This is a genomic window from Shinella sp. GW821-FHT10F02 (assembly GCF_058809275.1).
Window position 1 is genome coordinate 266,324 of sequence record NZ_JBXASL010000009.1, and the last position, 11,899, is coordinate 278,222.

The 11,899-nt window shown below is 64.2% G+C and carries 14 protein-coding genes; 5 read left to right on the forward strand and 9 right to left on the reverse strand.

What is annotated here, in order from left to right:
* Nucleotides 1–89 precede the first annotated feature (89 nt).
* The 4 genes from AC1RWL_RS26890 to lgt form a co-directional block, all read right to left on the reverse strand.
* Nucleotides 90–1,241, reverse strand: coding sequence for a M24 family metallopeptidase (locus tag AC1RWL_RS26890; RefSeq protein ID WP_256117497.1), 1,152 nt, complete (start codon nucleotides 1,239–1,241; stop codon nucleotides 90–92).
* A 37-nt stretch (nucleotides 1,242–1,278) separates the two neighbouring features.
* A complete protein-coding gene (gene pgeF / locus AC1RWL_RS26895; RefSeq protein WP_493096433.1) occupies nucleotides 1,279–2,070 on the reverse strand; it encodes a peptidoglycan editing factor PgeF in 792 nt (263 codons plus the stop codon).
* A 101-nt stretch (nucleotides 2,071–2,171) separates the two neighbouring features.
* Nucleotides 2,172–3,272 carry a class I SAM-dependent methyltransferase gene (locus tag AC1RWL_RS26900; protein ID WP_493096432.1) on the reverse strand — a complete coding sequence of 367 codons (1,101 nt, stop codon included), beginning with the start codon at nucleotides 3,270–3,272 and terminating at the stop codon, nucleotides 2,172–2,174.
* 8 nt (nucleotides 3,273–3,280) lie between these two features.
* Nucleotides 3,281–4,093: a prolipoprotein diacylglyceryl transferase gene (lgt, locus tag AC1RWL_RS26905; RefSeq protein WP_493096632.1), complete on the reverse strand. Its 813-nt coding sequence runs from the start codon at nucleotides 4,091–4,093 to the stop codon at nucleotides 3,281–3,283.
* 242 nt (nucleotides 4,094–4,335) lie between these two features.
* On the opposite strand from lgt, the gene AC1RWL_RS26910 reads away from it, so the two are divergent.
* The 4 genes from AC1RWL_RS26910 to AC1RWL_RS26925 all read left to right on the forward strand — a co-directional run bounded on the left by AC1RWL_RS26910 (nucleotide 4,336) and on the right by AC1RWL_RS26925 (nucleotide 6,722).
* The gene (locus tag AC1RWL_RS26910; RefSeq protein WP_117366739.1) at nucleotides 4,336–4,593 is read left to right on the forward strand and encodes an accessory factor UbiK family protein; all 258 of its coding nucleotides are present in this window, start codon (nucleotides 4,336–4,338) and stop codon (nucleotides 4,591–4,593) included.
* A gap of 391 nt (nucleotides 4,594–4,984) precedes the next feature.
* Nucleotides 4,985–5,485 carry a type III secretion system chaperone family protein gene (locus AC1RWL_RS26915; RefSeq protein ID WP_256117491.1) on the forward strand — a complete coding sequence of 167 codons (501 nt, stop codon included), beginning with the start codon at nucleotides 4,985–4,987 and terminating at the stop codon, nucleotides 5,483–5,485.
* A gap of 2 nt (nucleotides 5,486–5,487) precedes the next feature.
* Nucleotides 5,488–6,306 (forward strand): pyrroline-5-carboxylate reductase, encoded by an 819-nt coding sequence (gene proC, locus AC1RWL_RS26920; RefSeq protein WP_493096431.1) that lies wholly within the window; start codon nucleotides 5,488–5,490, stop codon nucleotides 6,304–6,306.
* Between the two features lie 74 nt (nucleotides 6,307–6,380).
* A complete protein-coding gene (locus AC1RWL_RS26925) occupies nucleotides 6,381–6,722 on the forward strand; it encodes a tRNA-binding protein (protein ID WP_256117488.1) in 342 nt (113 codons plus the stop codon).
* Here AC1RWL_RS26925 and AC1RWL_RS26930 read toward each other — a convergent pair whose 3' ends face one another.
* The 4 genes from AC1RWL_RS26930 to AC1RWL_RS26945 all read right to left on the reverse strand — a co-directional run bounded on the left by AC1RWL_RS26930 (nucleotide 6,723) and on the right by AC1RWL_RS26945 (nucleotide 10,004).
* Nucleotides 6,723–7,307, reverse strand: coding sequence for a DUF1349 domain-containing protein (locus tag AC1RWL_RS26930; protein ID WP_493096430.1), 585 nt, complete (start codon nucleotides 7,305–7,307; stop codon nucleotides 6,723–6,725). It abuts the gene before it with no gap.
* Between the two features lie 16 nt (nucleotides 7,308–7,323).
* A complete protein-coding gene (locus AC1RWL_RS26935) occupies nucleotides 7,324–8,706 on the reverse strand; it encodes an ATP-binding protein (protein WP_435267733.1) in 1,383 nt (460 codons plus the stop codon).
* Nucleotides 8,707–8,839: 133 nt separating this feature from the next.
* Nucleotides 8,840–9,547, reverse strand: a complete 708-nt coding sequence (locus AC1RWL_RS26940) for a response regulator (protein ID WP_256117484.1) — start codon at nucleotides 9,545–9,547, stop codon at nucleotides 8,840–8,842.
* Nucleotides 9,548–9,569: 22 nt separating this feature from the next.
* A complete protein-coding gene (locus AC1RWL_RS26945; protein WP_256117783.1) occupies nucleotides 9,570–10,004 on the reverse strand; it encodes a MarR family winged helix-turn-helix transcriptional regulator in 435 nt (144 codons plus the stop codon).
* A 310-nt stretch (nucleotides 10,005–10,314) separates the two neighbouring features.
* Between AC1RWL_RS26945 and AC1RWL_RS26950 the strand changes: the two genes are divergently transcribed.
* Nucleotides 10,315–11,202: a branched-chain amino acid aminotransferase gene (locus tag AC1RWL_RS26950; protein WP_435267732.1), complete on the forward strand. Its 888-nt coding sequence runs from the start codon at nucleotides 10,315–10,317 to the stop codon at nucleotides 11,200–11,202.
* A 238-nt stretch (nucleotides 11,203–11,440) separates the two neighbouring features.
* Here AC1RWL_RS26950 and AC1RWL_RS26955 read toward each other — a convergent pair whose 3' ends face one another.
* Nucleotides 11,441–11,704: a hypothetical protein gene (locus AC1RWL_RS26955; RefSeq protein ID WP_256117482.1), complete on the reverse strand. Its 264-nt coding sequence runs from the start codon at nucleotides 11,702–11,704 to the stop codon at nucleotides 11,441–11,443.
* Nucleotides 11,705–11,899 lie beyond the last annotated feature (195 nt).

Consider the following 11,899-nt stretch of genomic DNA (forward strand, 5'->3'; position numbering starts at 1 on the left):
CCTTTTTGCCTCCTCCGTCCCCGCAACGATTTATGGGTGGCGCCCGATGGCCTGTCAATTGCGGGATCTTGTGGGCCGTCGCCGGCCCGTCAGACCTCGATGAAATCCAAGCCGTAGCGGGACAGCGGTTTCGGCGTGTCCGTCGTCGTCAGATAGGTCTGGCCGAGCGTCATCGCGGTGCCGGTGTCGGAGTCCAGAATGATGGTGTGCACGAAGAGCGACATGTTCGGCTCGATCTCCTGCGGATTGCCGAGCAGGAACATCTGCTGGTCCATCCAGGAGGGCGCAAAGCGCGCGCCGACGGAATAGCCGCAGGTGTTCAGCCGGTGGCGGGCAAGGCCGCGCTCGTCGATGAGGCGGGCGAAGGTCTCGAAGACGGTGCCGAAGGTATTGCCGGGGCGCAGCACCATTTCCATGGCCTGGATCGCCTCGCGGCAGGCGCTGTAGAGCTCGCGGTGGCGGTTGGACGGCGTGCCGATGAGGGCGGTGCGCATCATCGGTGCATGGTAGCGGGCGCTGACGCCGGCCCATTCGAGGGTCAGCTGGTCCTCGGCATCGAGCTTGCGCCGTCCGGACTTGGAACGGCAGAGCAGGGCATCGGCGCCCGAGCCGATGACGAATTCGTTGGCGGGATAATCGCCGCCGCCGGCCAGCACCGCGCCCTGAAGCGCGGCCAGTATCGTCGCCTCGTCGCCGCCGGGAACGATCAGCGGCAGGGCGGCCGCCAGCGCGTCGTCGGACAGGGCGGCGGCACGCTCGACATAGGCGATCTCGGCCGGGCTCTTGATGAGGCGCAGGCGGCTGACGATCGCCGAGGCGTCGACGATCTGGCCAAAGCTCTGGAGCTGGTTGTCGAGCAGGCGCGCATTGCGGCCGGTGAGGCCGTGCGTGTCATATTCGATGCCGATGCGGCAGCCGAGAAGGTCGAGGTCGGAGAGTAGGTTCTTCAGGTCCATCGTCGGGTCCGCATTGACGCGGTCGACCCAGATTTCGATCTTCTCGATGTTGGAGGTGTGGCGAGCCTGGCGCAGGTCCGCCGAGCGCGTCAGCAGCACCATCTGGCCGTTCGCCTTGACGATAAGCGTCTGGAAGAAGCAGTAGCCGAACGTGTCGTAGCCGGTCAGCCAATACATGCTCTCCTGCGAAAACAGCAGCATGGCCTCGATCTTCTCCTCGCGCATGCGCGACGTCAGGCGCTGGAGCCGGTTGGCGTATTCCTCGGTGTCGAAGTGAAGGGCCATGGCGGTGTTCTCCCCCGTCCTCATCTAATCTGTGGGCTTACGCCCTTATCATGATCGCCGAAATCTGGCGTCCGTAATCGGGTTCCTGCCGGTGCGTCGTGCGCCGGTATGAGTAGAAGCGATCCTCGTCGGGATAGGTGCAGATATCGAGGTTTTCTGCCGTCACCCCGGCATCGTTCAGCCGTTGCGTGGTCAGTCCCGGCAGGTCGAACATGGAATGTCCGGCCTTTTGCGAGCGCGTGAAATAGCGCTCGTAGGCTTTATCGACGGCGAGGAAGCGTTCGACGAATTCCGGGCCGACCTCGTAGTTTTCGCGCCCGATTGAAGGGCCGAGGCTGGCAAGGATGTTTTCGCGTTTCGCGCCGAGCGCTTCCATCGCGGCGATGGTGTTTTCCAGCACGCCATAGAGCGCGCCCTTCCAGCCGGCGTGCGCCGCGCCGACGACGCGCGCCTGCGGGTCGCAGAACAGGATCGGGCCGCAATCGGCCGCCAGCACGCCGAGCACGATGCCGGGCGTGGCGCTGACCAGCGCGTCGGCCTGCGGGCGCGCACCGTCATAGCTGTCGTCGACCACGATAACGTCAGGCGAATGAACCTGGTGCACGGTGGCAAGCCGCGCCGGCGTGGCTGCGAACCAGCGCGCGACGCGGGCGCGATTCTCCTCGACATTGCCGCGCTCGTCTTTCGAGCCGAGGCCGACATTGAGGCCGCGATAGATGCCGTCCGATACGCCGCCGGCCCGCGTGAAGAAGCCGTGGCGCGCGACGTCGCCGGCGCCTTTCGCCAGCAGCGGGCTTTCGATCGGGGAGGGAAGCGCTTGGTCCTGCATGGTCTCTCGGCTGGGCTTGGGGACGGGCTGCCGGGCAAGGATTCCGCCGGGGCATTCGGGGTGCAAATCGGGCCGGATGTTGTCCGGCCCGAGACCCGGTGTCAATCCGGCTGGCGGAAGGGAGACAGCGCAAGCTGCGTGCTGCCGACGGCTAACACCTTGAAAAGATCGCCCATTTTACCCGCACCTGAGCCTGCCAGCCGGTCGACATCGGCAAGAATAGACTGCTGCGTCGCCTCGTCGCGGTGGCGGCCGAGCGCGGAGGCGCGTTCGCCGATGCCCAAGCCGACGAGGAAATCACCCTGATGCAGCATGCCGTGCACATGCAGGCCCGCACTAAGCGCGGCACCCGCCAGGCGTTCGAAGTCGACATGGCTCGTCAGGTCCGCCTCGCCGGGATGGGCGAGCGGCGGGTCGAAGTCGTGTTTCAGCACCGCCTGCAGCGTATCGCCGAAGCCGGTGACGAAATGGCCGTAGTCGATCACCAGCGCCGTGCCGCCGAAGCGGGCGATGCGCTCGCCGATCGTCGCCATCACGGCTTCACGGGCCGGTGCGATCTCGAAGATCGTGCCGTTCGGCACGGACTTGTGGTGTTCCGGCATCAGCGCCGGGTCGAGGCTGGCGACACCGGCGGCAAAGGTCAGTTCGTCCTCGGCATCGAGGCCGACCAGGCGCTCGCGAAAACCGGCCGTGGTCTTGATGAATTGGCGGATCGGGATCGCGTCGAACAGCTCGTTGGCGGCGAGCAGCACGAAACCGTCCGGCAATTCCTCGAAGCTGTCGTGCCAGGTGACGCGGGAGGCGTGCGTGCCGAGCGTCTCGTGCTGGATGGTGCGCAGCTTCGGGCTCGTCTCGATCAGGTGGATCGTCGCGCTGTCATAGAGCTGCGGCGCGAGCTTGGCGATGACGCGCAGCATGTCGGCCATCATCGTGCCGCGGCCGGGGCCGATTTCGGCGATGCGCACATCGGAAGGCCCGCCGTGTTTCTGCCAGGCATGGACGAGGAAGATGCCGAGCATCTCGCCGAACAGCTGGCTCACCTCCGGTGCCGTGACGAAATCGCCGGCGCGGCCGAAGGGATCGCGAGTGCGGTAATAGCCGTGTTCGGGATCGGCGAGGCAGAGCGCGAAATAGTCGGTGACGCTGATCGGGCCGTTGGTGCGGATCAGCGCCTTGATCTTGCGGGCGAGGGGTGTCGGCATGGGCGTGCTCAGGCGCTTGCCGGCCGGGCCGCGCGGGCACGAACGATCGCCCACAGGCCGAGGGCGAGCATGGGCAGCGAGAGCAGCATGCCCATGGTGAGCCAGCCGCCGACGAGGTAGCCGAGCTGCGGGTCCGGCTCGCGGAAGAATTCCACCGTGATGCGCGACAGCGCATAGCCGGCGACGAAGATGCCGGTAACGATGCCGGGGCGCTTGAGCGCGCCGAACCGGTAAATGGCGACGGCGAGCACGGCGAGCAGTACGATGCCTTCCAGGCCCGCCTCGTAGAGCTGGCTCGGATGGCGGGCGAAGGGGCCGGCTTCCGGGAAGATGACGGCCCAGGGCGCGTCCGACAGGCGGCCCCAGAGCTCGCCGTTGACGAAATTGGCGATGCGGCCGAAGAACAGGCCGATCGGCACGACGGCGGCGACGATGTCGAACAGGCTCCACATCGCGATGCCGTTGCGGCGTGCGAAGAGGATCATGGCGAGCGTCGTGCCGGCAAGCCCGCCGTGGAAGGACATGCCGCCGTTCCAGACCTGGAGGGCGCGCAGCGGGTCGGCCGCGACATTGGGGAAATCGTAGAACAGGATATAGCCGATGCGGCCACCCAGAATGATGCCGACGGCGGCCCAGACGAGGAAGTCGTCGAGCTGGGTGCGGCTCATCGGCGCGTCGGCCGCCCACAGCCGCGGCGTTTCGATCAGCCGGCGCGCATAGAGCCAGCCGAGCAGGATGCCCACGACATAGGCGATGCCGTACCAGTGCACGGCCACCGGGCCGATGGAGAAGGCGATCGGATCGATCTCCGGGTAGGGCATGATGGCGAAGAGTTGGGCTATGTTCGTCAAGGCTAATGTCTTCCGGTTTTCGCGCGGAAGATGGAGGCGCCTTACGGCAGGGTCAAGGCGATAAATCGTGATAGGGCGCCGCCGAGTGGCTCGAACGGCCGGCGATCCACCGGAATCCGCTTGCAAGGAACGGTTCCAGACCCTACCTCAGTGCCAAGGTGCGGGCGAGGATTGCCCGCAGGACCACCATCGACACCCGAGGAGGGCAGACCATGACCACCGGTGCCAACCGCATTCTCGACGACTTCGCCAAGCTGATGACCGATGCCGCCGGCGCCGCCCAGGGCGTGCGCAAGGAGGCCGAGACGGTGTTCCGCGCGCAGGCCGAGCGCTTCATCAACGGCATGGACCTCGTCAAGCGCGAGGAGTTCGAGGCGGTGCGCGAAATGGCGATCAAGGCGCGGGACGAAAACGACGCGCTGCTGAAGCGTATCGAGGCCCTCGAAGCCCGCCTCAACACGGGCAACTGAGCCGTTTCAGGACAGGTTTTGCTAGACGAGAGCCGGTTGGCGTGATTCACATCGCGCCAACCGTTTTTTTTAATAAAATTTTTACCCCTGTGGACACATCCGAAAAGCCCTTTTCGCAGAGTCTCTTAAGCGTCCGACCTGAATCTTTTTCACAACCTCTGTCCACAACCGGGCGGAGAAAATGGCGGGGCGGGGGCTGGCGTCGTGACTCCGCCGTTATACACTGATTTTAAATGATGATTCGAGACGGGCAGCGCAAGGTTCGGACAGGGTAAGTCGTCCAGATTGCGTTTAGTGCCGAGCAATCATTCAGTGTTGTATCTCCGAGTATGGTTTGCAGCGTCGCGGTGTGAGCGCGATTTTGCACGCCTGCCGGTCGAGAAGGTGATGCATGAGCCTTATGGAATTGGATATCGGGCGTCAGTCCAACCCGGTCGACATGATCGAGTTCGTCGCGGCCAACAATGATTGGACCTTCGAACGCTCCGGCGAAGACGAGATCGCGATGACCGTCGAGGGCAAGTGGACGGACTACCACGTCTCCTTCTCGTGGATGGAAGAGTTCGAGGCGCTGCACTTGGCTTGCGCCTTCGACATCAAGGTTCCCGAAAGCCGCGTCGCCGAGGTGCACTGCCTGCTTTCGCATGTGAACGGCCAGGTGCTGATGGGCCATTTCGACCTGTGGCGCCGCGAGGACGTGGTGATCTTCCGCCAGTCGCTGCTGCTTGCCGGCGGCGCCGAGCCCACCAACAAGCAGGTCGAAGTGCTGCTCTCCAGCGCGCTTGAAGCCTGCGAAGCCTATTTCCAGGCCTTCCAGTTCGTCGTCTGGTCCGGCATGGCGGCCGAGGCCGCCGTCGATGCAGTGCTCTTCGAGACCGTCGGAGAAGCGTGAAAATGGCAGTTGCAGGTTCAGGGCCTATCGTTCTCATCGGCGCCGGCAATATGGGCGGCGCGATGCTGGCCGGCTGGTTGAAGAGCGGCATTGCCGGCTCCTCGGTGATCGTGATCGATCCCGGCCCGCAGCCGGCCATGGCCAAGCTGATCGCCGACAACGGTGCGCGCCATGAAACGGCAGCCCCCGAGGGCGTGAAGGCCGGCATCCTCTTTGTCGCGCTCAAGCCGCAGCTTATCGATCAGGTCCTGCCGGGCCTGAAGGGGCTGGTCGGACCGGAGACCGTCGTGGTGTCGGTTGCCGCCGGCAAGACGATCGCCAATCTCGAAGGTCATCTCGGCGAGGCCGCCACCGTGCGCGCCATGCCGAACACGCCGGCGATGATCGGCCGCGGCGTCACCGGCGCCTTTGCCAATGCCCTGGTTTCCCAAACGCAGCGCGATTTCGTGCATTCGCTTCTGAAAGTCAGCGGTCCCGTCGAATGGGTCGCGACCGAAGGCGATATCGACGCCGTCACGGCAGTCTCGGGCAGCGGCCCGGCTTATGTTTTCTATCTCGTCGAGTGCATGGCGGAGGCAGGGCGCAAATTGGGCCTGCCGGCGGACCTCGCCATGCGGCTCGCACGGGAAACCGTCGCGGGGGCTGGTGAATTGCTTCACCAGTCCCCCGACGACGCCGGACGCCTGCGCCAGAACGTCACCTCGCCCGGCGGCACCACGGCCGCGGCCCTCTCGGTCCTGATGGCTGAGGACGGCATGCAGCCGCTCTTCGACAAGGCCATCGCCGCCGCCCGCACGCGCGCCGAGGAACTGGCGGGCTGAGCTCGTTGTTTTTACGCAATTCCTGACGGAAAACCGCTTCGCACCTTTCCCGGAATTGCTTCCAAGGATTTCCCATGAGCGACACCATCACCTATGCCGATTTCGAGCGCGTCGACATTCGCGTCGGCACCATCATCGAGGCGCTGCCCTTTCCGGAAGCGCGCAAGCCGGCCTACAAGCTGACGATCGATTTCGGCCCCGAGATCGGCACGAAGAAATCCTCGGCGCAGATCACCGTGCACTACACGCTGGAAGAACTCGTCGGCCGCCAGGTGCTGGCCGTCGTCAATTTCCCGCCGCGCCAGATCGGTCCGGTGCGTTCGGAGGTGCTGACGCTCGGCTTCGAGGACGAGACCGGCGCGATCGTTCTCGCCGGCGTCGGCCAGCCGGTGCCCAACGGCAAGAAGATGTGCTGATTAGTGGATATCCCGCGACACCGGCGGTCCTAGCCGGAAGTCGGTGAACTCGGCTTCAAAGCCTTCGCGCTGCGGCGAGCAGGCCGTGACGCCGACCGAGAGGTCCGGAACCTCCGGCGGGAAATAGGCGAGGCGGGCCACCCGCCATTCCGTCAGGGCATCCGTGCGGTACTGGATGAAAAGCGCGTCGCCGTTGCGTGTCACCCGCACCGAGATCAGGTCGAAGTCGTGATCGATGCGGAAGGCGGACCAGTCTGAATGGCCGCGCGTCACCACCACGCTGAAATGTTTTGCGCCGTCGGTGAATTCGATGCCGCATTTCACCCACAGGGTTTCGTCGTGGCGGATCATCAGGCCGGCCTGGTCGTAGAGCGTTTCGTAATGCCCGCGAAACGTCGTCTCCAGCGTGAAGTCACCGGTCCACGATCGGTGCAGGAAATGACCGCTGTCGGGCTGGAAGCCGTAATAGGTGCGCTGCCAAAAATCGGTCTTGAGGCCGGTTTTGATGTGGAGGTGACTGTCGCGGACGGCACCTGCCGGCGGTGGATTGAACCAGGCCATGCCGTCGAAGGGAAAATCGCTCATCGGTTCCTCCTGTCGATCATGCAGGAATGCGGATCGTCGCGCGCAGGCCGCCCATCGGGCTGTCCGACAGCGTGACATTGCCGCCGTGGCTGCGCGCGATGTCGCGGGCGATGGCCAGGCCGAGGCCGGTCCCGGATGCATCGAGATTGCGCGCCTCGTCGAGGCGGAAGAACGGCTTGAAGACGTCGTCGCGCGAGCGTTCCGGAATCCCCGGGCCATCGTCATCGACGGTGATCGTCAGCCATTTGGCGCGGTGGCGGGCCTCGACATGCACGGTCTTGGCGTAGCGCATCGAATTCGAGACGAGGTTGCCGACGAGCCGGCTGAAGGCGTTCGGGCGCACCATGACGTCCTCCTCGCCGTCGATCTCGCTGGAGAAGGCGCGTTCGTGCAGCTCGGCTTCCATGGCGAACTTGTCGAAGAGGTCGGAGAGCCGCAACTGGCCGACGTCCTCCTCGACATCGCCGCGCGCGAAGGAGAGGTAACCTTCGAGCATGGTCTGCATGTCGGCGACATCCTTGTGCAGGCCCTGCAGGTCCGGATTGTCGCCGGCGAGCGCCAGCTGCAGCTTGAAGCGGGTGAGGATGGTGCGCAGGTCGTGGCTGACGCCGGTCAGCATGGCGGTGCGCTGTTCCATCTGCCGCTCGATGCGCTCGCGCATGAGGATGAAGGCGAGGCCGGCGCGGCGTACCTCGTCGGCGCCGCGCGGCGCGAAATCCTCCGGCATTTTCTGGCCCTTGCCAAAGCTTTCCGCGGCCTGCGCCAGCGCCAGGATCGGCCGGATCTGGCCGCGCAGGAAGAGGATCGAGATGGTGATCAGCACCAGCGAGGTGCCGACCATCCAGAGCAGGAAGATATGGGTATTGGAGGCATAGGCCTGGTTGCGCCGGGCGTAGACGCGCAGGATCTTGTTGTCGAGCAGGATGCGGATCTCGACGAGATTGCTTTCGCCGACGGTGTCGATCCAGAACGGGCGGCGGATCTGGCGCACGATCTCTTCGCTCAGGATTTCATCCAGGATGTTGAAGAACGGCTTGGTGCGCGGCGCCGGCAGCTCGGTGCCGGGCTCAATCGCGACGTTCAGCTCCAGCCGCTCGCGCGCGATGCGGATGATCTCGGTATAGTTGGCATCCTGCGGATAGGTGTCGATGAGATCGATGATGGCGGCGATGTCGCGGGTGACGGCGGTCGACAGGCGCTGCGTCACGAGCTGCCAGTGGCGCTCCATGAAGACGAAGGCGACGACCGATTGCAGCAGCACCATCGGGATGATGATGATGAGCAGCGAGCGCGCATAGAGACCCGTCGGCAACTGGCGGCGCAGCCAGCGGCCGAGACGCTTCCAGCCGGCGGCCGGCGCGCGCTCGATATCCCGCTTGAAGGTCTCGAACGTGGTCATCGGACCAGTATTTCCCTATGGGCGCGGCGGCGTTTCTCCGAGTCGCGCCAAGAGCTTGCCTTCGGGTTTTCATGCAGAGGCGCACGGAAAACCGCGTTAAAGCTTTTGTTGAAGTGACCTCGGCAGCGCACGGTCAGCCTTGCTCCACGCTCAATCGATAGCCGATGCCGCGCACGGTTTGCAGCCACACCGGGTTGGACGGATCGTCCTCGATCTTACGCCTCAAGCGATTGATCTGCACGTCGATTGTGCGTTCTCCCACTTCTGTTTCTTCGCCGATCAGCTCGTGGCGCGGAATGGTTTCGCCGGCGCGCAGCGAGAAGAGCAGCATGATCTCCTGCTCGCGGTCGGTCAGCCGGATGGCGTCGCTGCCGCGCTTCAGCTCTTTGCGCACGATGGAGAAGGTGTAGGGGCCGAACATGACCTGCTCGATCTTCGGCGTCGTCGGCGGGGCGTTGCGCTTCAGGATGTTGTTGATGCGCAGCACCAGTTCACGCGGCTCGAAGGGTTTGGAGAGGTAGTCGTCCGCGCCGGCCTCCAGGCCTTCGATGCGGGCCTTGGATTCGGCAAGCGCCGTCAGCATCAGGATCGGCACGGGGCGGATGTCGCGCAGGCTCTTGGTCAGCGACAGGCCGCTTTCGCCGGGCATCATCACGTCCATGATGATGAGGTCGAAGTCGAGGCCGCGGAGCTTGCGCCGTGCCTCGTCGGCATCGCCCGCAACGGTCACGCGAAAACCCTGCTCCATCAGGTAGCGGTTGAGCAGTTCGCGGATGCGGGTGTCGTCGTCGACGACGAGAAGATGGGATGCGTCGTCGGAGGGTGCGCCGGCAGCGGTCATCGTCTTCCTCCTTTTCAGTCTTTCATTCGGTCTTGGCGTTCTGCATGCCGGTGAGGAACTGGATCACCACCCGGCGGTCGTCCGCGTTCATCGCCTCAAATGCACGGGCGATGCGGCGGGATTGCGGCTCGGCAAGCGCCAGCGCCAGGTCCCGTCCAGCCCGTGTCGGGTAGAGTTTTCGCTGGCGGCGATCCTCAGGGCCGGCCACCTGCTGGATATAGCCGGAATCGATCAGCTGCTTCAAGACGCGCGCCAGGCTCTGCTTGGTGATCTTCAGCGTGTCGAGCAGGTCGGCGACTGTCATGCCGGGCTCGCGGTTGACGAAGTGCACGACGCGGTGGTGGGCGCGGCCAAAGCCGCTCTTTTCCAGGATCGCGTCGGGATCGGAAATGAAGTCGCGATAGGCGAAGAAGAAGCCCTCGATGATCTCGAAATCGATGCGTCCGCCGCCTGTCATGGCATCCTCGTGCAGCTCGTCTTCGCCGCTCTTGTCCGCCACCTGCCGGGCCACGTTGTCATTTCCTTTCATGCCTTGCCGTCCCCGCATAATTTATAGCAAAATACGTCAGTTTTATTGACATATTTTTCCGCCCTTGATAGGGTCCGCGCGCATTGCGGTCCCCGGGCGCCGAAGAATTCCGGTGTTTTGCCGATCCCCAATCCGGATTACGCTCTCAATCAGGTAATCCTGCCCGTTTCTGGTTAGACCGTAACGGGCGAAACAATCAACTTGAAAGAATGGCGCGGCAGCGCCGGAGGATGACACGATGGCAGTTCCCTTTGACCAACTGGACGGACAAATCTGGTTCAACGGCGAATTCGTCGACTGGAAGGACGCGAAGATTCACGTCCTGACGCACGGCCTGCATTATGCAAGCGCGGTGTTCGAAGGCGAGCGCGCCTATGGCGGACGCATCTTCAAGCTCACCGAGCATAACCAGCGCCTGCATGCCTCGGCCGAAATCCTCGGCTTCAAGATTCCCTACTCCGTGGAAGAGCTGGATGCGGCCACCACCGAACTCCTTAAGCGCCAGGGCTTTTCGGAAGCCTATGCGCGGCCGATCGCCTGGCGCGGTTCGGAGATGATGGGCGTTTCGGCGCAGAACAACCGCATCAACGTGGCGATCGCCATCTGGCAGTGGGGCAGCTACTTCAACCCGGCCGAAAAGCTGAAGGGCATCCGCCTCGACATCGCCGAGTACCGCCGCCCGGACCCGAAGACCGCGCCGTCGAAGTCGAAGGCTGCCGGCCTCTACATGATCTGCACGATCTCCAAGCACGCCGCCGAAGCCAAGGGCTATGCGGATGCGCTGATGCTCGATTATCGCGGCCAGGTGGCCGAAGCGACCGGCGCCAACGTCTTCTTCGTCAAGGACGGCGTCATCCACACGCCGGTGCCGGACTGCTTTCTCGACGGTATTACGCGCCGCACGGTCATCGGTCTCGCCAAGCGCCGCGGCTATGAAGTCGTCGAGCGGGTGATCATGCCGGAAGAGCTTTCGGACTTCTCCGAATGCTTCCTGACCGGTTCGGCCGCCGAAGTGACGCCGGTCTCGGAAATCGGTCCCTACCGCTTCACGCCCGGCACGATCTCGGAAACGCTGATGAACGACTATATGAAGGAAGTCTACCCGGTCGCGGCCGCTGCGGAATAAGCAGCTGCGGGTGTGGAAACACCCCCCTCTGGCCTGCCGGCCATCTCCCCCTCAAGGGGGGAGATCGGATGGGGCAATGTTTCGCCCATCATAGACGTTGCATCTGAAGCTGTGGTCTCTCGTCTTGCCGATCTCCCCCCTTGAGGGGGAGATGCCCGGCAGGGCAGAGGGGGGTAAACCCCACCAAAACAAAGGCGGCCGCAAGGGCCGCCTTCTCTTTTTCAAATAGGCCCGCAGCTTACCGCTTGCCGAGCACGGCGCCGACGATTGCGGTCAGCACACCGCCGCCGACGAGGCCGCCTATGCCGTCGGCGACCAGGCCGCTGAGGCCGGCTTCACCGCCCAGCATCTGCAAGAGAAGGCCGCCCCCGACCCCGCCGATGGCGCCGACCACGGTGCGCACGATCGCGCTCACGGCTGCCTGTTTCAACGCGGCACCGGCCACATTGCCGCCGATGGCGCCGGCGATGAGCTGCGTGATGATGGGTACCAATGCTTCCATGACTTCCCCTCCGAAAGGTCCGCCCGGAATGAGAGTGCCCGAGCCGGACGCTTGCCTCGCTGCCGGGCGCGGTCTGGAGCCCGCGCGCCGTTGCCGAAAAATTCGGCAGCTGCAACGTGCGAACAATTTTGGGATAAGTCAATTTACCCGTGTGCGTCCTGCACCGGAGATTTGCCCCGCAGATCTGGCCATGAA